Origin of the sequence: Bacillus cereus group sp. N8 (genome assembly GCF_016483685.1) — a bacterium.
GTDB lineage: Bacteria > Bacillota > Bacilli > Bacillales > Bacillaceae_G > Bacillus_A > Bacillus_A proteolyticus.
In genome coordinates this window covers 274814-300604 of record NZ_JAEHBK010000002.1, presented here as the reverse complement: position 1 = coordinate 300604, position 25791 = coordinate 274814, and the positions used below count along the sequence as shown (strand labels likewise).

The following is a 25791-nucleotide window of genomic DNA, read 5'->3' as shown; positions in this document are numbered from 1 at the left end:
GAGTAGTATGATATTGACCTGTGCATGAGGGTATTATATCATGATAGTGTCCTAGTTTTTATTTTTTATATTATTTTTCACGAGGGGACAATTTCTGATAGAGGGGGGAAATTTTCGTGAGCGAGAAAGAACATCGTGTGTCAAGAAGACAATTTTTAAATTACACACTTACAGGGGTAGGAGGCTTTATGGCAGCGGGTATTTTAATGCCGATGACGCGATTTGCGCTTGATCCGGTGTTAAGAAAAGAAGCGGGAACGGACATGGTTGCTGTTGCACAAGTAAAAGATATTACAACAGAGCCGAAGCGTTTTGACTTTAAGGTGAAGCAGGTTGATGGTTGGTACAAGTCTGAAGAGCCAAAATCAGCTTGGGTTCATAAAGATGAAAGCGGAGACATTGTTGCGTTCTCTCCGGTATGTAAACATTTAGGATGTACAGTTAACTGGAATTCGGACAAAGCACATCCGAATCAATTCTTTTGCCCGTGTCACGGGGGCCGTTATACAAAAGATGGGGTTAACATTAAAGGCACACCGCCTCTTGCTCCGCTTGATGTGTACGAGTCTAAAGTGAAAGATGGAACGTTGTATTTAGGAAAAGCGAAGCCAAGAGGGGGTGGAAAGTAGATGCTAAATAAAATTTATGATTGGGTAGATGAACGATTAGATATTACACCAATATGGCGCGATATCGCTGATCATGAAGTACCTGAACATGTAAACCCGGCACATCACTTTTCTGCATTCGTCTATTGCTTTGGAGGACTTACCTTTTTCGTTACTGTAATTCAAATTTTATCTGGAATGTTTTTAACGATGTATTATGTGCCTGATATTAAAAACGCTTGGGAATCGGTTTATTATTTACAAAATGAAGTTGCTTACGGGCAAATTGTTCGTGGTATGCACCACTGGGGTGCTAGTCTCGTAATTGTAATGATGTTTTTACATACACTCAGAGTTTTCTTCCAAGGTGCGTATAAAAAGCCTCGTGAGTTAAACTGGATTGTTGGTGTTCTTATTTTCTTTGTTATGTTAGGTCTTGGCTTTACCGGATATTTATTACCGTGGGATATGAAAGCGTTATTTGCGACGAAAGTAGGGATTCAAATTGCAGAGCAAACGCCGCTCATTGGTCCTTATATTAAAACATTACTCGCTGGTCATTCCGAAATTGTTGGCGCTCAAACATTAACTCGCTTCTTTGCTATTCACGTCTTCTTCTTACCAGCAGCACTTCTAGGTTTAATGGCCTTCCACTTCATCATGATTCGCAAACAAGGTATTTCCGGTCCGCTATAAGAGATTGCTAAATTAAAGGGGAAAGAACTAAAGGAGGGAGATTATGCATCGCGGCAAAGGGATGAAGTTTGTAGGAGATTCTCGAGTACCAGTAGCTCGGAAACCAAATATTCCAAAAGATTATTCGGAATATCCAGGGAAAACAGAAGCGTTTTGGCCGAATTTCTTGTTAAAAGAATGGATGGTTGGTGCAGTTTTTTTAATCGGTTATTTATGTTTAACAGTGGCACATCCGTCACCGCTTGAGAGAATGGCGGATCCGACAGATGCCGGATATATACCACTTCCAGATTGGTATTTCTTATTCTTGTATCAGTTATTAAAGTATTCATATGCTTCGGGTTCATTTACTGTAATTGGTGCGTTTATTATGCCAGGTATCGCGTTTGGAGCATTATTGTTAGCACCATTTCTTGATCGTGGCCCAGAAAGAGCACCATTTAAGCGTCCAGTAGCAACTGGATTTATGCTTTTAGCAATTGCATCTATCATTTTCTTAACTTGGGAATCTGTAGCACACCATGATTGGGAAGCTGCAAAAAAGCAAGGAGCAATTGTAAAAACAGCACCAGTTGATAAAAATGATGACGGCTACAAACTCATGCAAAAAAATACTTGTTTAACATGTCATGGTGACAACTTACAAGGTGGTGCAGCAGCACCAGCTCTACAAAACTTAACTTTAAAACCGGAAGAAATCGCTAAAATTGCGAAAGATGGTAAAGGTGCAATGCCTAAAGGTGTATTTAAAGGAACGGATGAAGAGCTGAAAAAGCTTTCGGAATTCGTTGCAAAGTATAATAAAAAATAATAGAAAAGCTGACTACAAATTTTGTAGTCAGCTTTTCTATTTAGTTAGAGGAAGTTTGTTATAATAGAGTAGGATTTAGTGAATGAATTACTTTGCTTGAAAGGTGTTGGACATACAGATTGGTTTACGTGTATGCAATGTTAAGACAGCGCTCAGTATTATTATTTTTATTGATTGTTAACATATTAGGCACAATTTACGGGTTTATATGGTATGGAAATCAATTAAAAGAAACGTTCCTAATATTTTGGCCGTTTGTACCAGATAGCCCGATGGCGAGTCTCTTTTTTGTCTTTGTTCTAATCGCTTTTTTGATAAAGAAGAACTGGGGATTAATAGAGGCATTAGCGATAGTTACTTTAATAAAATATGGTATTTGGGCGGTTGTTGTAAATGGGGTTTTGATTTATGTAAAAGGTCCTATTGGTCTTATGGGATATATGTTAATGTTATCTCATTTTGCAATGGCGGTGCAGGGAGTGTTATATGCTCCGTTTTATCGGATAAAAAAATGGCATTTCATTGTAGCTGGCATATGGACGTTACATAATGATGCAATTGATTATTTATTTTGGCAAATGCCGAGATACGGAATTATGCATTTGTTTGCAGAGAAAATTGGTTATTTTACGTTTTGGCTAAGTATTGTTGTACTGTGTATTACATATTATTATTGCTTACGTGAGAACCGAAAACAGTTTTATTTATGATGGTGAGGACATTTAGGGGGAGAAAATGAAGAAAAATAAGAGTGGTATAAACATATTGGATCGATTGGTTACTTTAGTTGTTTCATATAGCATAGCATTTTCTATTTTCGCTCTCGCGACAATGGTAGTTGTATATGGAAAATGGCTGTATTATTTTGAAATTGATTTCTTAAATATTCCAGACTTAGCGGATATGACGAAAGATGAAATTAAAAGAAACTATGATGTGCTTATTACATATTTATCTCCGTTTTATGAAGGTGCATTACAATTGCCGACATTAGACATGTCTACAAATGGTCGCATTCATTTTGTGGATGTTAAAAATATTTTAGTAAAGATTCAATATATAATGTATGGAGCGATTGTAATTGCTTTATTAGGAGGAACGTATTTACTAAAAAAGAAAAAAGAAAAGTTTTTACTTCACGGATCGATTCTTACAATTCTTTTTCCGATAGCTCTTACGTTACCGATTGCCATTGATTTTGAAAAGAGTTTCGTATTATTTCATAAGCTTTTATTTAGCAATGATTATTGGATGTTTGATATTGAAACAGATCCGATTATTTTAATGTTACCGGAAGAATTCTTTATGCATGCTGCATGTGTTATTTTATTATTGATTTTAAGTGGAAGCGTACTTTGTTACGGTGTGTATAAATATTTAGTGAAAAAGAAAAGGGTTTCAAAGAAAAAATTCTCTGCCTAAAGAGAATTTTTTTGTTTTCATAGAGATAATATATTTTTTTGATTTTGTTCTGTTCTATTCTTGTCCAACTCCACATATTTTGTACTAGTAGTTATAGGGGGGACCGGGATGAAGAGAACATTAATTGGACTGATAGCATTTCTAATTATAATGTTTCCAGTACGTATATATGCTGAAGAGTGGAGTGAACTAACTGGATTGCTAGATGACTCTTTACAGTTAGTAAAGAAAAATGAAGATGAGAAGGCAATACAAGTACTGCACCATTTCTCAGAGCAGTTTCTATCAAAGGAAAATGAAAATAATTCAAAAGTAACTCCGGGACAAATTAGAGTCGTTTCTTTGGCATACGATAAGGCGAAACAATCTCTCGCGGAAGATTTAGATAAGCAAGTTAAAGTTGATAATATGTTAGCGTTACAACTTGCTGTTGATGCACAAGTATCTAAATATCAGCCACTTTGGATGGAAAGAGAAAGAAAGATAATGGATGCTTTTTCTCAAGTAGAAAAAGCAATGAAAAAAGAAGATGATGGGCAGTTCCAACAGACACTAAATACATTTTTGAATGAATTTAATATTATTTATCCGAGTTTAATGATTGCCCTGCCAGAAAACGAAGCGCAGCGTGTAAATGCACATTTATCTTATTTGGATGAATTTCGTAATGTTATGCTAAAAACGAAAGGTGGACAAATGCAACTAGGGATTATTAAAGGTGATTTGCAAAAAATATTTCATACAGTAAAAAAAGATGAGATTGCTCCCTCTCTCATTTGGTTTATGACCATTACTGGAGGACTTATTTTGTTCACTTTAACGTATGTTGGATGGAGAAAGTATAAAGGGGAGAGAGAGAAACGGAGAAGTAACTTGCATTCTAAAGATAGATAATGTGTATAAATAAAGATACGGATTGTAAGGTTTATTTATTGACAATGGTGCAAGAAAAAAATAGAATGAGAAGTACTATAATTAAAACTTCAATGGAGGTTTATGATGTTTTATTTAATTTACTTCGCGATCATTTTGATCATACCGTTGTATGCACAGTCAAAAGTACGTAGTGCCTATAGCAAGTATTCACAAGTTTATTCAACTTCAGGTATGACAGGAGCGGAAGTTGCTCGGAAAATTTTAGATGAAAATGGATTGTACAATGTAGCTGTAGAGGAAACGCCGGGTCATTTGTCGGACCATTACGATCCAACCGCAAAAACAGTCCGATTATCAACAGATAACTATTATGGACATTCAGTTGCTGGTACAGCTGTAGCAGCACACGAAGTAGGACATGCAATTCAAGATGCGAAAGATTATAACTTCATGCGTGTACGCCATTCGTTAGTGCCAGTTGCTAATTTTGGTTCAAACATGTCATGGGTTTTTGTACTAATTGGTGTATTTGCACAAATGTCTGGTTTGTTGTTACTAGGAATTATTTTAATGGCAGCAGGTGTTATTTTCCAACTTGTTACATTACCAGTTGAATTTGATGCATCAAAACGTGCAATGCAACAAATTGAAGCACTTGGTATCGTATCGACAGATGAGTACGGTCAAGCTCGTAAAGTATTAAATGCGGCAGCATTAACATATGTAGCAGCGGCGGCTGTAGCAGTATTTGAATTATTACGCCTTGTATTAATTTATACTGGTATGCAGCGTAGCGACGATTAAAGACTATCAATTATGATAGTCTTTTTTTGTTTCGTGGAATGAATCTTATAACATGTTACAAATGGAAATAATATGGGGTGTAGAACTAGTTAAAAAAGATAAGTATGGGATGTTGAAAGAAGGTGACAGACATGGAATATCCAGAACATTTAGTTAAACAAGTGAGGGAGCGAAGTGCTACATACCAGTTAGAAGGTTTTTTAAGTGGACAGGGTCCTAGAAATCCGAAATTAATGCTTGTTGGAGAAGCGCCTGGTGAAACGGAAATTCATAATGGTATCCCGTTTAGCGGGAGAGCCGGAAAACATTTAATGGAGTTTTTAGAACGTATTCACGTTACAAGGGAAGAGGTATATATTACGAGTGCGGTTCGGAGTAGACCTTATAAATGGAGAGAGAAAAGGGAACGAAATGGCGAAATAATACAGAAGAAGTACAATAGAACACCAAATCAAGGAGAAATACTTGCTCATGCACCTTTGTTAGACTATGAGTTGGAGCTTATACATCCGCCTGTTATTGTCACACTTGGTAATATTGCACTGCAGCGTTTAGTTGGTAAAAATAATAAAATTACGAGTGTTCATGGTGAATTGTTAAAACAACCCGTGCAGCGATTGAAAGATAGTAGCAGTACAGAATTTATATGGACAGAAAAAGAACATTATATTTTTCCGACCTTTCATCCAGCTTCAATTTTTTATAATCGGAGTTTATTGGAACTCATTTATGAGGATTTGGAGAAACTTAAAAGATGTATAATAAAAAACTAGAAAAGCTAAAGAGCTTTTCTAGTTGAATTTAATTATGTAACGGATTTTTATTTTCATCTAGTGTAAATCCTTCGCCGACGACATCATGTACATCACTTACAGCAACAAAGGCGTGAGGGTCTACAGAAGTAATAATACTTTTTAATTTCACGATTTCGTTTTTTGCAACGACACAATAAAGTACATTTCTTTCAACTTTTGTATAGGATCCAACTGCTTTTAAAAAGGTTGCTCCGCGCTCCATTTCGGATAAAATTTTTGCAGCAATTTCATCGTTTTTATCAGAAATAATAGTTGCACCTTTTGCTGCATAAGCTCCTTCTTGCATAAAATCAATAACTTTAGCCCCGATAAAAACAGCAACTAACGTGTACATGCCTTCGCGATATGATAAATAGGTAAGAATAGAGACGACAATAACGACGGCATCAAACATAAACATCGTTTTTCCCATACTCCATCCAACATATTTGTGAGCTAGCCTTGCGATAATATCAACACCGCCAGTAGTACCGCCGTATTTAAATATAATTCCAAGTCCTATACCGATAAATGCCCCTGCGAATAAAGCAGCCAGTGTCATATCATTTTGCAAGTTTAAATGTAAGTTGAGTACTTCGTAGCGCTGGAAAATCCATAGGAATAAAGATACGCTAAATGTACCGATTAATGTATATAAAAATGTTGTTCGACCGAGTAACTTCCAACCAATAAAAAATATAGGAATATTTAAAATTAAGTTTGTATAGGAAGGGTCAAGCGAAAATAGAAAATATAATAATAGCGTAATACCGGTAAACCCACCCTCTGCAAGATGGTTTTCAATATTGATATTTACAATACCGAAAGAAAAAATAGCGGAACCGATTAAAATAAAAATGATATTTCGAATCTTCAAGTTTGCTTTCATATAGAAATCCCCCTAGTTATGCAATGATTGGAATTGCTCCGCTTAAACGGCAAAACATAATAAGTTATTTCTAGCTGCTAATAAAAATAGTGAATATCATAGGAACCCGATTAGTTCAGGCTAATCTTTTGCAAAAAACGCAAAAGAAGTTTCACTTTACCCCGTCCCAACGGCTGGTAGGAGATAAGGCGAAGAAGAAGGACAAACTAGCCGTAGGGACCCGATTAGTTCAGGTTAATCTTTTGCAAAAATCACGCAAAAGAAAGTTTCACTTTATTATAGTCTATCCCAAAAAGAGTCGTAAATAGTGATATGAGAGAATAATATTTGTCAAATCGCGATGAATTGGCTAACATGAAAGAAGAAGGAATAGAGGTGACAAGTATGGAAGCGAAAACGATGAAAGATATGCAGAAGGAAGTAGATGCATATATCGGTCAATTTAAAGAAGGATATTTTAGTCCGCTTGCAATGATGGTTCGTTTAACTGAAGAGATGGGAGAGCTTGCAAGAGAGGTTAATCATTATTATGGTGAGAAACCGAAGAAAACGACTGAGATAGAACGAAGTATTGAAGAAGAGCTTGGAGATGTGTTATTTGTTATGATTTGTATGGCAAATAGTTTAAATATTGATTTAGAAACAGCGCATAACATTGTAATGAATAAATTTAATACACGTGATAAAGATCGCTGGACACGTATTGATGAGGGAGAGAAAGAAGCATGAAAGAAATTAAAGTAATTATCGCTGGACCAAGAGGACGTATGGGACATGAAGCAGTCCTTCTAATGGAAAGAACAGCGCATTTCAATTTAGTAGCAGCAATTGATTATAAGCATGGCGGAGAAAGAATTTCTGATTTATCTGGAATGCCAGCGTTAGATGCACCTATTTACGCGGATTTACATACTTGTTTAGATGAAGTAGAAGCAGATGTATTGTTAGATTTAACAACACCAGAAATTGGAAAGAAACATGTGACACTTGCAGTTGAACGTGGACTTCGATCTGTTATTGGTACAACTGGATTTACTGAAGAAGAACTAAAGCAATTAACAGAAAATGCAAAAGAAAAAGAAGTAGGAACAATTATCGCTCCAAACTTTGCAATTGGTGCAGTCCTGATGATGAAATTTTCACAAATGGCAGCGAAGTACTTCCAAGATGTTGAAGTAATTGAATTACACCATGATCAAAAATTAGACGCACCATCAGGTACGGCTGTAAAAACAGTAGAATTAATCCGTCAAAATCGTGTACCAAAAGAGCAAGGACACCCTAATGAAACGGAACAATTAGAAGGAGCACGTGGTGCAAATGTAGACGGTATTCACATTCATAGCGTACGTCTACCAGGGCTTATTGCACACCAAGAAGTCATGTTCGGTGGAGATGGACAAATGTTAACAGTTCGTCATGATTCATTCAATCGTGCATCATTTATGTCAGGTGTAAAACTATCAATTGAAACAGTAATGAACCTTGATCATCTTGTGTACGGTTTAGAAAATATTATCGACTAAAGGGGAGACAACGGATGAAAATTGCCTTAATCGCACATGACAAAAAGAAAGATGATATGGTTTCGTTTGCGTACGCATATAAACCAATCTTTGAAAAACATGAACTTTTTGCAACAGGAACGACAGGCCTTCGTATTATGGAGGCAACTGGTTTAGTTGTAACAAGATATCAATCTGGTCCTCTTGGTGGCGATCAAGAAATTGGTGCAATGATTGCAAAAAATGAGATGGATATGGTGATTTTTTTCCGGGATCCACTAACAGCGCAGCCGCATGAACCTGATGTCAATGCGTTACTTCGTTTATGTGATGTATATGCCATCCCACTAGCAACGAATATGGCAAGTGCTGAAATGCTAATGCATGCATTAGAGCGAGGAGATTTAGATTACCGAAAGTTAAGAAAATGAGGGGAACAATTATGAGTGGATTACATATATTAGCGTTTGGTGCTCATGCCGATGATGTTGAAATCGGCATGGCAGGTACCATTGCAAAGTATACGAAGCAAGGATATGAAGTAGGCATTTGCGATTTAACAGAAGCTGATCTTTCTTCAAATGGAACGGTAGAACTAAGAGAAGAAGAAGCAAAGGCTGCAGCTCGTATTATGGGAGTAAAAACGAGAATTAATTTAGCAATGCCAGACCGTGGTTTGTATATGAAAGAAGAATATATACGTGAAATTGTAAAGGTTATTCGTACATATAAACCAACGCTAATTTTCGCACCATATTACGAAGATCGTCATCCAGACCATGCTAATTGCGCGAAACTTGTGGAAGAAGCTATCTTCTCAGCGGGAATTCGTAAATATATGCCTGAGATTTCGCCGCACCGTGTAGAGTCTTTTTATAATTATATGATTAATGGTTTTCATAAACCGAATTTTTGTATAGATATTAGTGAATACCTTTCTAAAAAGGTGGAGGCGTTAGAAGCGTATGAAAGTCAATTTTCAACAGGAAGTGATGGTATTAAGACGCCATTAACTGAAGGTTACGTTGAAACAGTAATTGCTCGTGAGAAGATGTTTGGGAAAGAAGTTGGAGTGATGTATGCCGAAGGATTTATGAGTAAGAAACCGGTTTTATTACATGCTGATTTAATAGGGGGATGTAAATGAGATTGAAAATAGGTATTACATGTTATCCTTCTGTAGGTGGTTCTGGTGTTGTTGGAACGGAATTAGGAAAGCAATTGGCGGAACGTGGGCATGAAATTCATTTTATTACATCGGGTGTACCATTCCGGTTAAATAAAGTGTATCCAAACATTTATTTTCACGAAGTAGCAGTAAATCAATATTCAGTATTTCAATATCCACCTTACGATTTAGCGTTAGCAAGTAAAATGGCCGAGGTTGCTCAAAGAGAAAATCTTGATATTTTACATGTGCATTATGCAATCCCTCATGCTATTTGTGCATATTTAGCAAAACAAATGATTGGAGAGCGTATTAAAATTGTTACAACCTTACATGGAACAGATATTACTGTGTTAGGTTCCGACCCTTCGTTAAATAATTTAATTCGCTTTGGTATTGAACAATCTGATGTAGTTACTGCTGTGTCACATTCGTTAATTGAAGAAACGAATGAACTTGTAAAACCAGATAAAGAAATTGAGACGGTATACAATTTTGTAGACGAACGTGTGTATTTCAAACGGGATATGTCTCAATTAAAAAAAGAATATGGTATACGAGAAAATGAAAAAGTGTTGATTCATATTTCAAATTTCCGAAAGGTTAAGCGTGTACAGGATGTTGTGCGGTCATTTGCCGAAATTGTAAAGGGAGTAGATGCGAAATTGCTTCTTGTTGGGGATGGACCAGAGTTCTGTACTATTTTACAATTGGTGAAAAGTTTACATATTGAGGAACGTGTCTTATTCCTAGGAAAGCAAGATAATGTTGCAGAGCTTCTTGCGATGAGTGATTTAATGCTGCTTTTATCAGAAAAGGAAAGTTTTGGTCTAGTTATATTAGAAGCGATGGCGTGTGGTGTGCCTAGTATCGGAACGAGGGTTGGGGGCATTCCAGAGGTCATTCAACATGGTGAAACAGGATATATATGTGAAGTTGGAGATACAGATGGAATAGCTAAGCAAGCAATTCAACTACTAGAAAATGAAGAACTTCACCGTAATATGGGAGAGCGGGCGATGAAATCTGTATATGAGCAGTTTCGTTCGGAAAAAATCGTTTCACAGTATGAGGCGATTTATTATGACATACTAAGGGATGACAATAATGGAAAGATTTAAAAAAGCTAGTTCAATTATTGAGATATTAAAACAGCACGGACATGAGGCTTACTTCGTTGGTGGAAGTGTACGCGATCTTATTATCGATAGACCAATTGGAGATATCGATATCGCAACATCTGCTTTACCAGAAGAAGTAATGGCTATTTTCCCAAGACATGTTCCGGTTGGTCTTGAGCATGGAACTGTAATTGTTGTAGAAAATGGTGAACCGTATGAGGTAACTACTTTTCGAACAGAAAGCGAATATGAAGATTTTCGGAGACCTAGTAGTGTTCAATTTGTCCGTTCATTAGAAGAGGATTTAAAACGACGTGATTTCACGATGAATGCAATTGCAATGACAGAGGAAGGCGAAATGATTGACTTATTTGCTGGGCAAGAAGCGATTCGTCTGAAGGAAATTACAACGGTTGGAGATGCTGCAGACCGTTTTCAAGAAGATGCACTGCGAATGATGCGTGGTATTCGGTTCGTAAGTACGTTAGGTTTCTCTTTGGAAACAAAGACGAAACGAGCAATTGAAACGTATGGACATTTGCTCGAACATATAGCGATTGAAAGAATTACAGTTGAGTTCGAAAAGTTATTGACGGGTACGTATTGTGTGAAAGGGCTTCAAGAATTGGTAGAAACGAAGCTATTTTCTCATCTGCCATATTTACAAATGTCAGAAGAAAGACTCTTGAAAGCTACGCAGTATAAATGGGATTCTTTTGAAACAGACATTGAGGCGTGGGCATTTTTCTTATATTGTATCGGAGAAGAGCATCCATCTGTCTTTTTACGTCAATGGAAGTTTTCGAATAAAAAGATTAAGGATATTGTAGCGGTGTTATTAGCAATTCGTTCTAGAAAGGAGAAGGAATGGGATACTGTCCTTCTTTATAAAACTGGAATTCACATTGCTGAAATGGCGGAAAGAGTATATGAAGCGATAATAGAAAGTTATAATAGCGCGTCTGTTAAGCAAGTACAATCATTATTTCATGCATTGCCGATAAAAAATCGTCAAGAAATGAATGTGACTGGTAATGATTTATTAAGCTGGGCAGATAAAAAGCCAGGTCCGTGGGTTGCCGAAATGCTTCAAAACATTGAAGAAGCAATCGTACAAGGAGATTTAGTCAATAAGAAAGAGAATATAAGGGAGTGGCTACAAAGATGCAATCTACTATAAGAAAGCAGTTATTACAAGTTTTTTCTGAAGCAGATGGTGCATTTGTATCTGGTCAAACACTTAGTGACAAACTTGGCTGTTCGAGAACCGCTGTATGGAAGCATATGGAGGATCTTCGTAATGAAGGGTATGAACTAGAAGCTGTACGCCGCTTAGGGTATCGAATTGCTAGTAAACCAGATAAGGTAACTGCTAATGAGATCCAATTAGGATTGCAAACAGAGCGTATCGGTAGAACGGTTTATTTTGAAGAATCAGTTGAATCTACTCAGCATATTGCAGCAAGACTTGCTTATGAAGGAGCAGAAGAGGGAACAATTGTCGTTGCAGAAGAACAAACAGCAGGTAGAGGACGTTTAAGTAGAAAATGGTATTCTCCAAAAGGCACAGGGATCTGGATGAGTATTATTTTGCGTCCATCTATTCCAGTTCATCATGCACCACAGCTTACTTTATTAGCAGCTGTTAGCGTAGCACAAGCAATTGAAAAATGTACAGGTGTAAACGTAGGGATTAAATGGCCAAATGATATTTTAATTCAAGGTAAAAAAGCTGTCGGTATATTAACGGAGATGCAAGCTGACCCGGATAAAATTAATGCTGTTATTATGGGAATTGGCATTAATGCAAATCAGAAACAAGAACATTTTGATGAGGAAATTCAGCAAATTGCAACTTCATTAGCAATTGAATCGGGTAAGCCGATTGTTCGTGCGGAACTTATGCAACAAATTTTCTTGCAACTAGAAAAAATGTATGAAGAGTATTTAAAAAATGGTTTCTCTGTTATAAAAATTCTTTGGGAAAGTTACGCAATTAGTATCGGAAAAGAAATTACGGCTCGAACGATGAAGCAAACGATTAATGGATTAGCAAAAGGGATTACAGAGGATGGTGTATTGCTGCTTGAGGATCATCAAGGATACGTACATCACATTCATTCTGCGGATATAGAAATTAAGTAAAAGAAGTTCCTATTTTGGAGCTTCTTTTTGTCATTTAGACATTGATAAATTTCACATACCGTAATTAGGATAGAAAATTATTTTTTCGAAAAAATGTAGCAATTCCTTTTCAGAGTTTGCTATAATTAGTTCGAATATGGGCAGTATCAAAGCGAACTGCACCATTATTTTAAGCAGTATGAAAAAATAATACTTTGGATTCTGCCTTGATCCAATAACGGACTGGGACAGAGGGATGAATAATGCCGACTAAAACACAACCCTTCTGCCCTTTTATGGCCAGAGGGGTTTTTTATATGATTTCGGCCATCTCCTCTCTCCTGCATAAAGGAGGAGTAGTTTTTGAAAACAAAAACAGATTTTTTGAAAATGAAAGAGCAAGGTGAGCCGATTACAATGCTAACGGCGTATGATTATCCATCTGCTAAATTAGCAGAAGAAGCTAAAGTCGATATGATTTTAGTTGGTGATTCTCTAGGAATGGTTGTACTTGGATATGATTCAACGGTTCCAGTAACGGTAGAGGATATGATTCATCATACGAAAGCTGTACGCCGCGGCGCGAAAGAGACGTTTATTGTAACTGATATGCCATTCATGTCTTATCATATCTCATTGCAAGATACGATGGTTAATGCACGTCGCATTGTTCAAGAGAGTGGTGCACATGCATTAAAGGTAGAAGGTGCTGGAGAAGTTATATCAACTATTCACTACTTGACGAATGCGGGAATCCCCGTTGTGGCACATTTAGGTTTAACTCCTCAATCTGTAGGAGTACTAGGTGGATATAAAGTACAGGGGAAAGATGCTGAAAGTGCAAAGAAATTAATAGAAGACGCAAAGAAATGTGAAGAAGCTGGTGCGATAGCACTTGTGTTAGAGTGTGTGCCAATGCAATTAGCAGAACTTATTTCAGAGCAAATGACAATTCCTACAATTGGAATTGGAGCAGGACAAAAAGTAGATGGGCAAGTTCTTGTATACCATGATCTTATTTCGTACGGCGTAAATCGTGTTCCGAAATTTGTGAAGCAATATACGTCTGTTCAAGAGGAAATTGTGCGAGGGATTTCGCAATACGTTACTGAAGTAAAGACAGGGCAATTTCCTGAAGAAAAACATTCATTCACAATGAAAGAGGAAGAATGCTTAGCGTTATACGGAGGAAAACAATAATGAAAATCATAACTACAGTGCAAGAGATGCAGCAAATTACAAACGAACTTCGTACAAGTGGAAAAAGTATCGGTTTTGTCCCAACGATGGGATATTTACACGAAGGGCATGCTACTTTATTACGTAAGGCAAGGGAAGAAAATGAAATTGTAGTTTTAAGTGTATTTGTAAACCCACTACAGTTTGGGCCGAACGAAGATTTAGATCGATACCCACGTGATATTGATAGAGACGAAAATGTAGCAAAAGAAAATGGTGTTGATTATTTATTTTATCCGAGTGTAGAAGAAATGTATCCAGCAGAACAAACGACAATAGTGGAAGTTGTGAAGCGTACCGACGTATTATGTGGCAAACAAAGACCTGGTCATTTCGCTGGTGTTACGACTGTACTAATGAAACTATTTAATATCACATTGCCAACGCGTGCTTATTTCGGTATGAAAGATGCACAGCAAGTCGCTGTCATTGAAGGGTTTGTCGCTGATTTTAATATTCCAGTTACGATCGTACCAGTGGATATTGTAAGGGAAGAGGACGGATTAGCGAAAAGTTCTCGTAATGTGTACTTATCACAAGAAGAACGTGAAGAGGCTCCTCATTTATACCGCAGTCTATGCATAGCGAAAGAAAGAATTGAGGCGGGCGAACGTAATCCAGAAACTATTACAAATCTTGTGAAAGAGTATATTGAGAAATATACAAAAGGAACTGTAGATTATGCTGATTTATATGCATATCCTTCATTAAAAGTAATGGATGAACTTGAAGAACGAATTATATTAGCAATTGCTGTTAAGTTTGAAAATGTACGATTAATTGATAATATATCATTAACGGTTAAATAAGGGGGAGCATCTATGTTTCGCACAATGATGAGAGCGAAGTTACATCGCGCAACAGTAACAGAAGCAAATTTAAATTATGTAGGCAGTATTACAATTGATGAAGATTTAATGGATGCAGTAAATATTGTAGAAAATGAAAAAGTACAAATTGTAAATAACAATAATGGTGCTCGCTTAGAGACATATGTTATTAAAGGAGAGCGCGGTAGTGGTGTTGTTTGTTTAAATGGTGCAGCAGCAAGGCTTGTACAACCAGGTGATAAAGTTATTATTATTTGCTATGGTTTAGTGGCAGAAGAAAATGTTCATAAACAAGAACCAAAAATTGCAGTGTTAGACGATGATAATCAAATTATTGAAATGTTAGGTGCTGAAAAAGCGGGCACGATATTATAAGTAGGAAGGCTATCTCTATTACGGAGATAGCTTTTTTGTGCATCTTTTCATTAAGATGAGATAAAACGTGGTATAGTAACATTATATAATTTTGTGTTTGATAGGTAAGAAATTGAGGTGTTACATATATGAGTAAGCGTTATGTCGTTGTTGATTTAGAGACGACAGGGAACTCCTGGAAGGATGGGAAGGATAAAATCACCCAAATTGCGGCTGTTGTAGTGGAAGATGGAGAGATATTAGAGATTTTTTCATCTTTTATTAATCCGAAGAGAGAGATTCCACCATTTATTACAGAATTAACAGGGATTGATGAGAGTTTGGTTAAGCAAGCCCCGTTATTTCAAGATGTAGCCCCGATGATTGTTGAGCTATTACAAGGTGCAGCTTTCGTTGCACATAATGTTCACTTTGATTGGAATTTTTTAACGGAAGAATTAAGGCAGGCTGGATATACAGAAGTACATTGCCCAAAAGTTGATACAGTTGAGTTGGCGCAAATTCTTTTGCCGACAGCTGATAGTTATAAATTACGTGATTTAGCTAAGAAACATGAACTAGAGCACGATCAACCACATCGTGCGGATAGCGATGCTCTTGCAACAGCGGAATTGTTTATACAATTTTTAAATGAAATCGAAAAGTTACCGCTTGTCACGTTGCAATCGCTTTATGAATTAAGTGATGTTTTCCAAAGTGATATAGCTGATGTGCTTTCTGAAAATATTTTAAAGAAAATGATGCATGGTAAAGAAAGGGCAGAGGGGTATGAAGTGTATCGAAATATTGCGCTTCGAAAGCGGAATTATTCTTTAAGTCTCAGTGAAACATGCTCATCTAAATTTGATGCTTTCTTACATAAGACAATGGATAAACTTGAGTTAAGTATGCCGAAGTTTCAAAAAAGAGAAAGCCAACAGATTATGATGAAGGAAATATATACAGCGCTAAGAGATTCTAGGTTTTCACTTATTGAAGCGGGAACAGGTACGGGGAAGACTCTTGCATATTTACTTCCAAGTATTTATTTCGCAAAGAAAAAAGAAGAACCTGTCATTATAAGTACACAAACTGTACAACTGCAACAACAAATACTAGAAAAAGAAATACCGTTATTACAGAAAATAATGTCATTTTCATTTGAAGTAGCTCTTCTGAAAGGAAGAAAGCATTATCTTTGTCTACACAAATTTGAATATGCTTTGCAAGAGGAAGAGAAAAATTATGATATGGCGCTCACAAAGGCAAAAATTTTAGTATGGTTATTGCAAACGGAAACTGGCGATCGTGATGAATTAAATATTCCTGAGGGCGGAAAATTACTTTGGAACCGTATTTGTAGTGATGCATATAGTCCAGGCGGGATGCAAAGTAATTGGTTTAGTCGTTGTTTTTATCAACGAGCGAAAAATAAAGCATTATTTGCGGATATTGTTATTACAAATCATGCTTTATTATTTCAAGATTTTTCAAGCGAAGAACCACTGTTTGCTTCATATGAACATATTATTTTTGATGAAGCTCATCACATCGAAGAAGCGGCGAGTAGAACATTAGGTGAACAGTTCTCATGCATGTATTTTCAATTAGCTTTATCTCGTCTTGGTACGCTAGAAACAGATGATGTACTTTCTAAAGTATATAAAATGATGAAAAAATCAGAGCAAGCATCTCGTTCGACTTTCCGTATGGTGAGTCATAGTTTGAAGGAATTGAAATTTGATGCGGATGAACTATTCCAAATGTTACGGACTTTCGTATTTAAACAAACAAAGCAGGAACAAGGGATGAGCAATATGCCGCTCATTTATCGATATAACACGGAAGTAGAGAAAGGTAAGTTATGGGATAGCATTACCGAGTTAACAAATCGATTTGTGTATGATGTAAGAAAGTTATTAACTACACTTGAGAAGCAAGTTGATATATTGCAAAGTAAATTAGAATGGGAGATGCATGTCGTTACAGGTGAATTTATGCATTTAATTGAGTTGTTGAGAAAGATGACACAATCTTTACAATTACTCATTTTAGAAAAAAATTCATACGTGACATGGATGGAGACTGAAACGAAGGGAACGATTCATTCAACAGTTTTATATGCGCAGCCTGTTCATATTGGTGAAAGATTTGCTGATGAATTCTTAACACAGAAAAAGAGTGTTATTTTCACATCAGCAACGCTAACTGTTAATGATTCATTTGACTATATAAAAGAGGAGCTAGGTTTACATGATTTTGCTCCCAATACACTAAAGGTCCTATCACCATTCCGTTTTGAAGAACAAATGAAATTAATGGTTTCAACGGATGTACCTTTTATTAAGCAAGCAAGTAATGAAGAGTATATTGAGTCTATATCGACACATATTGCGAAAATAGCGAAAGCTACAAAAGGTAGAATGCTCGTTTTATTCACTTCGTATGAAATGTTGAAAGAAGCGTATACGAATTTGAAAAATGATGAGGCATTAGAAGGATATTTATTATTAACGCAAAGTGTGAATAATAAGAGCCGAAGTCGTCTAATCCGCAAATTCCAGGAGTTCGACAAATCGATTTTGTTAGGAACAAGTAGTTTTTGGGAAGGGATAGATATACCTGGAGATGCCCTGAGTTGTCTTGTCATTGTCCGTCTTCCTTTTACCCCTCCTCATCAGCCGATGATGGAAGCAAAAGGAGAGTGGTTACAAAATCAAGGAGAAGACGTATTCGCTAAGTTGGCGCTCCCACAAGCAATCTTGCGTTTCAAACAAGGGTTTGGTCGTCTTATTAGAACAAATACAGATACGGGAACTGTATTTGTATTAGATCGTCGTTTGACAAGTTCTTCCTATGGAAAACGATTTTTACAATCAATCCCAACTGTACCGCTATATGAAGGACCGTTAGAAGAATTATTAGTACAGTTAGAAGAATCGTCAAATGAATAAAATTGGAAGAAAAATACGCCTGAAGTACATTTGAACTTCAGGCGTAAAAAATGTGGGTAGGAGGAATTTTATTTTTCTTACTTCTTGTATACAAAATATATTGCTTTTCGATTTGAAACCTTTTTTTGCTGTACATGTCCTGCTATAATAGATGGGTGATGAAGCAGGGGTTGTAAAGAATGTACTCTTATTGTAACCGCATTGCGTTCTTCTATAATTAGAAATTTTTGTGTAACGGAGGAGTTTTTTCATGGATAAGAAAATCGAAGTCCTATCAACGACGCGTATTAAATATTCGTCTGACTTGTATAAAATTGTTGATAGCTTGAATCGCACGTTAAAAGAGCAGGACCTCATGTTCGGATTAGCATTAGACGAAAAAGATAAAGAAACAGCTGTATTTACGATTTACAGAACGTAGTGATACAATGAAAAAGTGGATCTTTGCAATCGTTATCGTAATCGTTGCTAGCGGAATATATGGGGCGTATGTTTATAATAAAGCAATGGAAAAGAAAATTCCTAAAGAGGCAAAATCTGTAGAAATTGCTAAAGAAAAAGCAAAGCTTACAAAGGTAAAATCTGTGGATTATTATAATGGAAATTCTTCATATACAGTCGTGCAAGGTGTAGACGAAAAAGGAGAACAAATTATTGTTTGGGTGCCTGATAAAAAAGGAAATGTCCTTGTGAAGAAAAAAAGCGAAGGTATTTCAGAAAAAGCTGCTTTGCAAAAATTGGCTGAACAAGCTACAGGAGAAGGTGCTGAGCCGAAGCCGAAACCAAAAGAAGTTATAAAAGTAAAATTAGGTGCTCAAAACGATATTCCATTGTGGGAAATTACATATATTGATCAGGAAGATCGTTATACGTATTACTATTTAGAGTTTCAAAATGGGGTTTATGCTGGACACTACAGCATTGAAAAATAGATGTAGGGGGAACTACAAATGAAATTAGCAAAGCGAGTAGCTGCTTTAACACCATCTGCAACTTTAGAAATTACAGCAAAGGCACAAGCATTAAAAGCAGAAGGTCATGATGTAATTGGATTAGGAGCAGGAGAACCTGACTTTAATACGCCAGAACATATTATGGATGCTGCGCATAAAGCGATGTTAGAAGGACATACGAAGTATACACCAACAGGTGGATTACAAGCGTTAAAACAAGAAATTGTGAAGAAGTTTACTCGTGATCAAGGAATTGCGTATGATCCATCTGAAATTATTGTATGTAATGGTGCCAAGCATGCATTATATACATTATTCCAAGTGTTACTTGATGAAGGAGATGAAGTTATCATCCCAACTCCTTATTGGGTAAGTTATCCTGAGCAAGTAAAGCTTGCTGGTGGTAAGCCAGTTTATGTAGAAGGTCTAGAAGGCAATGAGTACAAAATTACAGCAAAGCAGCTGCGTGAGGCAATTACAGAGAAAACGAAAGCAGTTATTATTAATTCACCGAGCAATCCAACAGGGATGATTTACAGCAAAGAAGAATTACAACAGCTTGGAGAAGTATGTTTAGAGCATGATATCTTAATCGTTTCAGATGAGATTTATGAAAAATTAATTTATGGTGACGTGGAATATACTTCAATTGCCCAGCTTTCTAATGCATTGAAAGAACAAACACTTATTATTAATGGTGTATCTAAATCACATTCTATGACAGGTTGGCGTATTGGATATGCAGCAGGAAATAAGCAGCTTATTAAAGCGATGACGAACTTAGCGAGTCATAGTACGTCAAACCCTACTTCAATTGCTCAATACGGTGCAATTGCTGCGTATGCAGGCTCACAAGAACCTGTAGAAACAATGCGTCAAGCGTTTGAAGAAAGATTGAACATTATTTATGATAAATTAATTCAAATTCCTGGTTTTACTTGCATTAAGCCACAAGGTGCTTTTTACTTGTTCCCAAATGTAAAAGAAGCCGTAGCATTAGCTGGGTATGATACAGTTGATGAGTGGGCAAAAGCATTATTAGAAGAAGAAAAGGTGGCTCTTGTTCCAGGTACAGGATTTGGTGCACCAAATAACGTTCGATTATCGTATGCGACATCTCTTGAGCAAGTTGAGAAAGCATTAGAACGAATTCATACGTTCATGAAAAGTAAAGTACAGGCTTAATCGTCTGTTTCTTGTAGTAAATGGAAAAAAACCTCCCTATATATAGGGAGGTTTTTTTGACGAATTGTGGCAAAAAGAAATGGCTAAAGGTGTGTTATACTAGAAAGCGAGGTGTTTGGTGATGAAAAAGAAAATGATGTTACAATGGTTTGAACAGGGAAGCATAGCGATTCCTAAATTGCTTATGATGCATTATAAAAAGCTAGGTTTAAATGAGACGGAATTTATGGTAGTACTTCATGTACACACATTTTTAGAATCAGGTAATTCGTTCCCGACTCCTTCAGAGATTTCAGAACGGATGACGATAACAGAAATGAAATGCATGGAAGTGATTCAGATTTTAATCCAAAAAGGCTTTTTAGCACTAGAAGGTGGACGAAGATCTGAAGCGATGATGTGTGAAAGTTATTCTTTACAACCACTGTGGGAAAAAATATTGCACTTTTTAATGAATGAATCTATAGAGGAAGAGCAAAAAGAACAAAAACAAATTCAAGTAAATTTATATACAGTATTTGAAAAGGAATTCGGAAGACCACTTTCGCCATTTGAATGTGAAACATTAGGGATGTGGGAAGATCAAGATCAACACCATCCGAATTTAATTCAAGCGGCTCTTCGTGAAGCTGTTATGAGTGGTAAACTTAATTTCCGGTATATTGATCGTATTTTGTTTGAGTGGAAAAAGAACGGAATTAAAACGGTAGATCAAGCGCAAAATCAAGGCCAGAAATTTAGAGCGAATCAACAACGCACACAACAAACGACAAAACAAGAGACGAAATTTACTGGGAAAGTGCCTTTTTATAATTGGTTGGAGCAGTAGTGTAGGAGGAAAGATATGTTGAACAAAACGCAAATTCGTTATTGTTTAGATACAATGGCGGATATGTATCCAGAAGCGCATTGTGAATTAATTCATGATAATCCATTTGAACTTGTAATCGCAGTGGCATTATCTGCACAATGCACAGATGCACTTGTGAATAAAGTGACGAAAAACTTATTTCAAAAATATAAAACACCAGAAGATTATTTAAGTGTGTCTTTAGAAGAATTACAACAAGATATACGTTCCATTGGATTGTTTCGAAATAAGGCGAAAAATATTCAAAAATTGTGCCGGATGTTACTAGATGATTATAACGGGAAAGTTCCAGAAGACCGTGACGAGCTGACGAAATTACCAGGAGTAGGAAGGAAGACAGCGAATGTAGTTGTTTCGGTAGCATTTGGAATTCCAGCGATTGCTGTTGATACGCATGTAGAGAGAGTAAGTAAACGGTTAGCAATTTGTAGATGGAAAGATTCTGTGTTAGAAGTGGAAAAGACGTTGATGAAGAAAATTCCAATGGATGAGTGGGGAGTTACACACCATCGTATGATTTTCTTTGGACGTTATTACTGTAAGGCGCAGCGACCACAATGTGAAGAGTGCCGATTACTAGAAATATGTCGTGAAGGAAAGAAACGAATGAAGGGGAAATAAAGGATGGAGCGAGTTATAGAAATACCGAAAGAGTTTCGGTACGTACCATTTTTTAAAAAGAGTGCAAATTCGATTACGTATAATACAGACCAGTCTTTTGAAGAAATAATACAAAATACTTACTTTATATTTGATATTGAAAGACAATATGAGCCGTGGAATGAAATTGAAACAAGTATTCCAGCGGTGTTAAATGTATGGAAAAGCAGACATGAAGAAATTGCTACACTATTTCGAAACCGAAAAAAACAAGAAGCTGAGGGCCCGATGATTCTTTTTGCAGCACACTTGCTATCGATTGTATATTGGCTAAATGAGAAGCCTGTTCATAGTTTGAATGAGATGCAAGTAAATACGAATGAATTGGAAGTACAACCTGTTAATTTTATAGAACGATACTCATTTATTATAAAGAAACCGAGTAATTATCATTCGTATATTCAATTAGCACAGTTGTATATTGAAATAGAAAAGCTATATGTTAAGAAAATAATAACAAAAAAGAAGTCCTTTTCTCGTTAAGAGTAAGGACTTCTTTTTTGTTATTAAGACTCTGATGTAACAACATCTCCGTCTGCGTGAGGTGTATCTCCTCCGGGATTCTGTTGGTGCTGCTCTTCTTCAGCTTTTTTTCTGGCTTCTTCTTCAGCTTTTCTCTTAGCTTCTTCTTCAGCTTTTTTCTTAGCTTCTTCGTCAGCTTTTTTCTTAGCTTCTTCGTCAGCCTTCTTCTTAGCCTCTTCTTCAGCAGCTTTCTTTTGAGCTTCTTCTTGCTGTTTACGTTGTTGTTCTTGTTGCTGTTGTTGTTGCTGCTGTTGTTTACGCTGATCTTCGTCAGCTTTTTTTGTAGCTTCTTCTTGTTTTAGTTTATCTTCATTGGCCTTTTTCTGGGCCTCTTCGTCAGCCTTTTTCTTAGCTTCTTCGTCAGCTTTCTTCTTAGCCTCTTCGTCAGCTGTTTTCGCATCTGGAGTTCCGCCAGGCGCAGTGAATGATGCACCAATTGCAGGACTTGTTCCAGTACCTTTTTTCGCTACTACAGAGAAGCTGTAAGTAACACCTGGTTTAATACCACCAAGAGTAGCTGTCGTACCGCTTACTGACAAGCTACCACTAGAACCGTCAGTAGCTTTATAGCTTGCTGCGTATGCATCAACATTTGATGATGGTCCAGACCAGTTCAGTGTCACTGTGCTAGCACCATCGAAAGCGACATTAAGGCCACTAGGTGGATCTACTTTAATTTCTTTAACTGCATCTTTTTTCGCACCTTTAATGTACAGTTCTCCATTTAATTCTTGTACAGAAGAAGGGCGCTCGAAACGAGATTTATCTGTAGCGAATTTGCTCATCATCACTTGGAACATTTGCTGAGCAATTCTAGTAGAACGATCTCCAATGTAATTTTCTGCACTATCTTTTTCATAACCGGTCCATACAGCCATTGTATATTGAGGCGTATATCCTGCGAACCAACTATCTCTGTTTGCATCTGCTGGAATATCGTATTTTTTAATAACAGATTTATCAAAGTTTTGTGTTCCTGTTTTACCAGCAACGTCAAAACCGGGAACATAAGCCGTTGGGCCAGTACCACCACTACCAGGTTTTACAACATCACGAAGTACATCGGTAACCATGTAAGCTGTATAATCGTGCATTGCTCGTTTTTCTTTCGGCTTAAAGCTTTTCTTTTTCCCATCTGGGAAAATAACTTCTTTAACGAAATGAGGCTTATTGTACATACCATCATTTCCAAATGCTGCATAAGCTCCAGCGACATCTAACGGAGAGCCTTCATTACTACCAATTGCAGTTGATTCAAATACAGTATCATCTTTAAATGTCATGCCTAGATCTTTGGCGAATGCTTTTGATTTATCAAGCCCGACCGCTTGAGCTGTTTTTAAAGCAGGAATATTTAAAGATTTTTTTAGTGCGTCACGTAGGGAGACATCTCCTTTATAACTGTTTGTAGCATTTTTAATTTTTGTACCATCAGAGTATGTGTACTCTGAGTCATTTAATTGATGGTACGTAGACCATTGTAGATTTTCAATAGCTGGACCGTAGTCAAAAATAGGTTTCATTGTTGAACCAACTTGACGTTTTAAATCGATAGCCATGTTGTGTCCTTTAAATGTTGATTTGTTTTCTTTACGACCGGCACCGACTGCACGAACTTCTCCAGTTTTCGTATCCATAAATACAAATGAACCTTGGAATTGATCATTTGGATATTTAATAAGATTTCCATCCATTATTTTATCTGCATAATCTTGAGCTTCAAGGTCAAGATTTGTATGGATTATTAAACCATCAGAGCCAATATTCACATCAGGTATCTCTTTTTCTACTTCTTTGAAAACGGCATCTAAATATGCTTGATAAGGCATTTCAGTTGCATCTGAAGATGGAAGAAGACCTTCTTTTACAGAGATTTGCATAGCTTCGTTCATTTCTTGTTTTGTAATGTAGCCATGACGATTCATTAATGTTAGTACAACATTACGACGATTTGTTGCTCGTTCAACATTTTCTGGTTTTGTTGGATCATAAATGTTAGGACCTTGGGGTAAACCAGCGAGCATTGCAGCTTCATGTAACTTTAAGTCTTTTAAGTCTTTGTTGTAGTATTTTTTTGCTGCAGTTGCAATACCATACGAACGGTTACCTAAGTTGATTTTATTTAAGTACATTTCTAGAATTTCATGTTTAGAGTACTGTTGCTCTAATTTATAAGATAAGTACCATTCTTGCACTTTTCTCTTTGCGGTTTTTTCCATCGTTAGGAAATAGTTTTTAACTACTTGCTGTGTAATTGTACTACCACCTTGTGATCCGAAACCACCAGTGACATTTTCCATAACTGCTTTTGTAGTACGTTTAAAATCAATTCCATTATGGTCATAGAAGCGTGAATCTTCAGTCGCAAGGAAGGCATTTTCAACTACTTTTGGAATTTGTTCATATGTAACATGGGTTCGTTTTTCAGCACCGTATTCATAGAAGAAATTCCCGTTTTTATCAAGGAATTTTGTTGATAAAGGATTGACAAGTTTTGATTTGTCTAATTTCGGAGCGTCCTTTACCATAACAAAGAAAGCTGAAACGCCGGCAACGAGTCCGACGATACTAAGAAGTAGAAAACCTATAAGGAATTTCTTGAAAAAGGAACCTTTTTTCTTTGGTTTTTCTTCTTTATTTGTTTCTTTCGTTTGATTTTTTACATGATTTCGTTCTGTACGAGAACGATAATTATCTGACATTATACTTTCTCCTACCTTTCATTCTCTCCCCAAAAGTCGAAAAAAGAGCCTTAGTGATGACTCTATCACGAAAAATAAACCGTGTCTAGTACGCGGATATAATCAATTCGAGGGTGATAACCGCATGATAATAAAGATCCATGCTCTTCTATTTCTTGTTTTGTAATCGATTTACGTCCACCAGTATTTTGACGATTCCAAAATGCAATAATATGTTTTGCATCTAATAAATAAAATTCATCAAAAAGTGTAAATTTAATAATAACAAATGCAATTCCATTATGAGCGATTACTTGCTTCATATGCTCAATTTGATGAAGGTGGAAGTTTTGAAGTGGAAAACTGGTTTTGTTTTTTGTTTCTTTTGCTTCAAAATCGATGTATTTCCCTTTGTATACACCGTTGTAATCTGTTGTAGAAGGTTGTTTGAAATACGCTTCTTTTACCACTGCAGCACTTCGAGCGGGGTAATCTACTTTTACAATTTGAAGAGGTGTAGGTTTTTTATGTACGCATGCAATATTATGGGTTAAGTAATATTGATTGGTTTCATTCAATTCCTCTTCAAGGGACATACCTCTATTACTGTAAGTATGTTTTTTTATTGGTGTTTTATGGGGTTGTGAAGCTTGATCGTACCTTTTTCCATTTGGGTAACGAATGGTCATATTGTGTCCACTCCCAACTTGTTAAGAATTACTTA

At 36.5% G+C, this 25791-nt stretch carries 28 protein-coding genes; 25 read left to right on the top strand and 3 right to left on the bottom strand.

Annotation, left to right across the window (positions count from 1 at the left end; all coding sequences use genetic code 11):
- Positions 1-116: 116 nt before the first annotated feature.
- The 8 genes from qcrA to JDS80_RS05580 all read left to right on the top strand — a co-directional run bounded on the left by qcrA (position 117) and on the right by JDS80_RS05580 (position 5990).
- The gene (gene qcrA / locus JDS80_RS05615; protein WP_070141534.1) at positions 117-629 is read left to right on the top strand and encodes a menaquinol-cytochrome c reductase iron-sulfur subunit; all 513 of its coding nucleotides are present in this window, start codon (positions 117-119) and stop codon (positions 627-629) included.
- A complete protein-coding gene (gene qcrB, locus JDS80_RS05610; RefSeq protein WP_000932700.1) occupies positions 630-1304 on the top strand; it encodes a menaquinol-cytochrome c reductase cytochrome b subunit in 675 nt (224 codons plus the stop codon). It abuts the gene before it with no gap.
- Between the two features lie 43 nt (positions 1305-1347).
- A complete protein-coding gene (gene qcrC, locus JDS80_RS05605) occupies positions 1348-2115 on the top strand; it encodes a menaquinol-cytochrome c reductase cytochrome b/c subunit (protein ID WP_071770138.1) in 768 nt (255 codons plus the stop codon).
- A 119-nt stretch (positions 2116-2234) separates the two neighbouring features.
- The gene (gene lhaT, locus JDS80_RS05600; protein WP_199637414.1) at positions 2235-2825 is read left to right on the top strand and encodes a lipoprotein heptaprenylglyceryl N-acetyltransferase LhaT; all 591 of its coding nucleotides are present in this window, start codon (positions 2235-2237) and stop codon (positions 2823-2825) included.
- A 25-nt stretch (positions 2826-2850) separates the two neighbouring features.
- Complete coding sequence (gene lit, locus JDS80_RS05595; RefSeq protein ID WP_199637412.1) at positions 2851-3537, top strand: lipoprotein intramolecular transacylase Lit; 687 nt, start codon at positions 2851-2853, stop codon at positions 3535-3537.
- A 108-nt stretch (positions 3538-3645) separates the two neighbouring features.
- A complete protein-coding gene (gene ypjB / locus JDS80_RS05590) occupies positions 3646-4431 on the top strand; it encodes a sporulation protein YpjB (protein ID WP_199637411.1) in 786 nt (261 codons plus the stop codon).
- Between the two features lie 105 nt (positions 4432-4536).
- Positions 4537-5217, top strand: coding sequence for a zinc metallopeptidase (locus JDS80_RS05585; RefSeq protein ID WP_000499538.1), 681 nt, complete (start codon positions 4537-4539; stop codon positions 5215-5217).
- Between the two features lie 131 nt (positions 5218-5348).
- Entirely contained in the window at positions 5349-5990 is a 642-nt protein-coding gene (locus JDS80_RS05580; protein WP_199637409.1) for a uracil-DNA glycosylase, read from the top strand.
- A 28-nt stretch (positions 5991-6018) separates the two neighbouring features.
- Here JDS80_RS05580 and JDS80_RS05575 read toward each other — a convergent pair whose 3' ends face one another.
- Positions 6019-6900 (bottom strand): YitT family protein, encoded by an 882-nt coding sequence (locus tag JDS80_RS05575; RefSeq protein WP_199637408.1) that lies wholly within the window; start codon positions 6898-6900, stop codon positions 6019-6021.
- 384 nt (positions 6901-7284) lie between these two features.
- On the opposite strand from JDS80_RS05575, the gene JDS80_RS05570 reads away from it, so the two are divergent.
- From JDS80_RS05570 to JDS80_RS05490, 17 genes are all read left to right on the top strand, one after another.
- Positions 7285-7629, top strand: a complete 345-nt coding sequence (locus JDS80_RS05570; RefSeq protein WP_199637507.1) for a nucleotide pyrophosphohydrolase — start codon at positions 7285-7287, stop codon at positions 7627-7629.
- Positions 7626-8426, top strand: coding sequence for a dihydrodipicolinate reductase (gene dapB, locus JDS80_RS05565; RefSeq protein ID WP_071744920.1), 801 nt, complete (start codon positions 7626-7628; stop codon positions 8424-8426). Before JDS80_RS05570 ends, dapB begins: the two co-directional genes overlap by 4 nt.
- 14 nt (positions 8427-8440) lie before the next feature.
- A complete protein-coding gene (gene mgsA, locus JDS80_RS05560; protein WP_000684753.1) occupies positions 8441-8836 on the top strand; it encodes a methylglyoxal synthase in 396 nt (131 codons plus the stop codon).
- Between the two features lie 11 nt (positions 8837-8847).
- A complete protein-coding gene (gene bshB1, locus JDS80_RS05555) occupies positions 8848-9552 on the top strand; it encodes a bacillithiol biosynthesis deacetylase BshB1 (RefSeq protein WP_199637407.1) in 705 nt (234 codons plus the stop codon).
- Positions 9549-10694 (top strand): N-acetyl-alpha-D-glucosaminyl L-malate synthase BshA, encoded by a 1146-nt coding sequence (gene bshA / locus JDS80_RS05550; protein ID WP_071744921.1) that lies wholly within the window; start codon positions 9549-9551, stop codon positions 10692-10694. The genes bshB1 and bshA overlap by 4 nt, the downstream gene beginning before the upstream one ends.
- Positions 10681-11874 carry a CCA tRNA nucleotidyltransferase gene (locus JDS80_RS05545; RefSeq protein WP_071744922.1) on the top strand — a complete coding sequence of 398 codons (1194 nt, stop codon included), beginning with the start codon at positions 10681-10683 and terminating at the stop codon, positions 11872-11874. Before bshA ends, JDS80_RS05545 begins: the two co-directional genes overlap by 14 nt.
- A complete protein-coding gene (locus tag JDS80_RS05540; protein WP_199637406.1) occupies positions 11859-12839 on the top strand; it encodes a biotin--[acetyl-CoA-carboxylase] ligase in 981 nt (326 codons plus the stop codon). Before JDS80_RS05545 ends, JDS80_RS05540 begins: the two co-directional genes overlap by 16 nt.
- A 342-nt stretch (positions 12840-13181) precedes the next feature.
- Positions 13182-14018, top strand: a complete 837-nt coding sequence (gene panB / locus JDS80_RS05535) for a 3-methyl-2-oxobutanoate hydroxymethyltransferase (RefSeq protein ID WP_071744924.1) — start codon at positions 13182-13184, stop codon at positions 14016-14018.
- Positions 14018-14866 carry a pantoate--beta-alanine ligase gene (panC, locus tag JDS80_RS05530; RefSeq protein WP_199637405.1) on the top strand — a complete coding sequence of 283 codons (849 nt, stop codon included), beginning with the start codon at positions 14018-14020 and terminating at the stop codon, positions 14864-14866. The genes panB and panC overlap by 1 nt, the downstream gene beginning before the upstream one ends.
- A 12-nt stretch (positions 14867-14878) precedes the next feature.
- Positions 14879-15262, top strand: coding sequence for an aspartate 1-decarboxylase (gene panD, locus JDS80_RS05525; RefSeq protein ID WP_000490180.1), 384 nt, complete (start codon positions 14879-14881; stop codon positions 15260-15262).
- Between the two features lie 128 nt (positions 15263-15390).
- On the top strand, positions 15391-18195 hold the full coding sequence (gene dinG, locus JDS80_RS05520; protein ID WP_071744927.1) for an ATP-dependent DNA helicase DinG: 2805 nt from the start codon (positions 15391-15393) through the stop codon (positions 18193-18195).
- A 250-nt stretch (positions 18196-18445) separates the two neighbouring features.
- Entirely contained in the window at positions 18446-18616 is a 171-nt protein-coding gene (locus JDS80_RS05515; protein WP_000358352.1) for a YpmA family protein, read from the top strand.
- A 7-nt stretch (positions 18617-18623) separates the two neighbouring features.
- A complete protein-coding gene (locus tag JDS80_RS05510) occupies positions 18624-19127 on the top strand; it encodes a cell wall elongation regulator TseB-like domain-containing protein (RefSeq protein ID WP_071744928.1) in 504 nt (167 codons plus the stop codon).
- 18 nt (positions 19128-19145) lie between these two features.
- Positions 19146-20333 (top strand): aspartate transaminase AspB, encoded by a 1188-nt coding sequence (aspB, locus tag JDS80_RS05505; RefSeq protein ID WP_070141548.1) that lies wholly within the window; start codon positions 19146-19148, stop codon positions 20331-20333.
- 121 nt (positions 20334-20454) lie between these two features.
- A complete protein-coding gene (dnaD, locus tag JDS80_RS05500; protein WP_071744930.1) occupies positions 20455-21162 on the top strand; it encodes a DNA replication protein DnaD in 708 nt (235 codons plus the stop codon).
- A gap of 15 nt (positions 21163-21177) precedes the next feature.
- Entirely contained in the window at positions 21178-21825 is a 648-nt protein-coding gene (nth, locus tag JDS80_RS05495; RefSeq protein WP_000933020.1) for an endonuclease III, read from the top strand.
- A gap of 3 nt (positions 21826-21828) precedes the next feature.
- The gene (locus JDS80_RS05490; protein ID WP_199637404.1) at positions 21829-22347 is read left to right on the top strand and encodes a YpoC family protein; all 519 of its coding nucleotides are present in this window, start codon (positions 21829-21831) and stop codon (positions 22345-22347) included.
- A gap of 23 nt (positions 22348-22370) precedes the next feature.
- Here the strand turns inward: JDS80_RS05490 and JDS80_RS05485 are convergent, their stop codons facing one another.
- On the bottom strand, positions 22371-25088 hold the full coding sequence (locus JDS80_RS05485; protein ID WP_199637403.1) for a penicillin-binding protein 1A: 2718 nt from the start codon (positions 25086-25088) through the stop codon (positions 22371-22373).
- Between the two features lie 65 nt (positions 25089-25153).
- Entirely contained in the window at positions 25154-25756 is a 603-nt protein-coding gene (gene recU / locus JDS80_RS05480) for a Holliday junction resolvase RecU (protein WP_071770132.1), read from the bottom strand.
- Positions 25757-25791: the final 35 nt, after the last annotated feature.

Bases quoted from the DNA above. Each gene is read 5' to 3' on its own strand.
- qcrC (WP_071770138.1), top strand. From the start codon at position 1,348: ATGCATCGCGGCAAAGGGATGAAGTTTGTAGGAGATTCTCGAGTACCA.
- dinG (WP_071744927.1), top strand. From the start codon at position 15,391: ATGAGTAAGCGTTATGTCGTTGTTGATTTAGAGACGACAGGGAACTCC.
- JDS80_RS05515 (WP_000358352.1), top strand. From the start codon at position 18,446: ATGGATAAGAAAATCGAAGTCCTATCAACGACGCGTATTAAATATTCG.
- panD (WP_000490180.1), top strand. From the start codon at position 14,879: ATGTTTCGCACAATGATGAGAGCGAAGTTACATCGCGCAACAGTAACA.
- dapB (WP_071744920.1), top strand. From the start codon at position 7,626: ATGAAAGAAATTAAAGTAATTATCGCTGGACCAAGAGGACGTATGGGA.
- JDS80_RS05545 (WP_071744922.1), top strand. From the start codon at position 10,681: ATGGAAAGATTTAAAAAAGCTAGTTCAATTATTGAGATATTAAAACAG.
- ypjB (WP_199637411.1), top strand. From the start codon at position 3,646: ATGAAGAGAACATTAATTGGACTGATAGCATTTCTAATTATAATGTTT.
- JDS80_RS05510 (WP_071744928.1), top strand. From the start codon at position 18,624: ATGAAAAAGTGGATCTTTGCAATCGTTATCGTAATCGTTGCTAGCGGA.
- nth (WP_000933020.1), top strand. From the start codon at position 21,178: ATGTTGAACAAAACGCAAATTCGTTATTGTTTAGATACAATGGCGGAT.
- mgsA (WP_000684753.1), top strand. From the start codon at position 8,441: ATGAAAATTGCCTTAATCGCACATGACAAAAAGAAAGATGATATGGTT.
- recU (WP_071770132.1), bottom strand. From the start codon at position 25,756: ATGACCATTCGTTACCCAAATGGAAAAAGGTACGATCAAGCTTCACAA.
- aspB (WP_070141548.1), top strand. From the start codon at position 19,146: ATGAAATTAGCAAAGCGAGTAGCTGCTTTAACACCATCTGCAACTTTA.
- bshB1 (WP_199637407.1), top strand. From the start codon at position 8,848: ATGAGTGGATTACATATATTAGCGTTTGGTGCTCATGCCGATGATGTT.
- qcrB (WP_000932700.1), top strand. From the start codon at position 630: ATGCTAAATAAAATTTATGATTGGGTAGATGAACGATTAGATATTACA.
- JDS80_RS05580 (WP_199637409.1), top strand. From the start codon at position 5,349: ATGGAATATCCAGAACATTTAGTTAAACAAGTGAGGGAGCGAAGTGCT.
- panC (WP_199637405.1), top strand. From the start codon at position 14,018: ATGAAAATCATAACTACAGTGCAAGAGATGCAGCAAATTACAAACGAA.
- lit (WP_199637412.1), top strand. From the start codon at position 2,851: ATGAAGAAAAATAAGAGTGGTATAAACATATTGGATCGATTGGTTACT.
- JDS80_RS05485 (WP_199637403.1), bottom strand. From the start codon at position 25,088: ATGTCAGATAATTATCGTTCTCGTACAGAACGAAATCATGTAAAAAAT.
- dnaD (WP_071744930.1), top strand. From the start codon at position 20,455: ATGAAAAAGAAAATGATGTTACAATGGTTTGAACAGGGAAGCATAGCG.
- JDS80_RS05540 (WP_199637406.1), top strand. From the start codon at position 11,859: ATGCAATCTACTATAAGAAAGCAGTTATTACAAGTTTTTTCTGAAGCA.
- JDS80_RS05570 (WP_199637507.1), top strand. From the start codon at position 7,285: ATGGAAGCGAAAACGATGAAAGATATGCAGAAGGAAGTAGATGCATAT.
- JDS80_RS05575 (WP_199637408.1), bottom strand. From the start codon at position 6,900: ATGAAAGCAAACTTGAAGATTCGAAATATCATTTTTATTTTAATCGGT.
- JDS80_RS05490 (WP_199637404.1), top strand. From the start codon at position 21,829: ATGGAGCGAGTTATAGAAATACCGAAAGAGTTTCGGTACGTACCATTT.
- bshA (WP_071744921.1), top strand. From the start codon at position 9,549: ATGAGATTGAAAATAGGTATTACATGTTATCCTTCTGTAGGTGGTTCT.
- JDS80_RS05585 (WP_000499538.1), top strand. From the start codon at position 4,537: ATGTTTTATTTAATTTACTTCGCGATCATTTTGATCATACCGTTGTAT.